The following is a 247-nucleotide window of genomic DNA, read 5'->3' as shown; positions in this document are numbered from 1 at the left end:
GCGGGCAGGCACAGTGGCAGATTTTGAAGCGCTTGCACACGCTTCATTCGACCAGGCCGAGGCGGCTTTTTATTAAAATCGACATTTTCGAAAAAAGGGTTGGTGCCAAGCCGTCGAAATTAATGCGCCGGAAGTACCCGCACGTCGGGCGGGCAGGCACAGTGGCAGATTTTGAAGCGCTTGCACACGCTTCATTCGACCAGGCCGAGGCGGCTTTTTATTAAAATCGACATTTTCGAAAAAAGGG

The 247-nt window shown here is 52.2% G+C and carries 1 protein-coding gene; it reads left to right on the top strand.

Annotated features, from left to right (window positions below; all coding sequences use genetic code 11):
• Positions 1-224, top strand: a 224-nt coding sequence (locus BEN47_RS22805) for a hypothetical protein (protein ID WP_204378276.1), incomplete at its 5' end; no start/stop codon positions are given.
• Positions 225-247 lie beyond the last annotated feature (23 nt).

It is taken from the genome of Hymenobacter lapidarius (assembly GCF_001816145.1).
Taxonomy (GTDB): domain Bacteria; phylum Bacteroidota; class Bacteroidia; order Cytophagales; family Hymenobacteraceae; genus Hymenobacter; species Hymenobacter lapidarius.
This window is presented reverse-complemented; position numbering and strand designations above follow the sequence as displayed.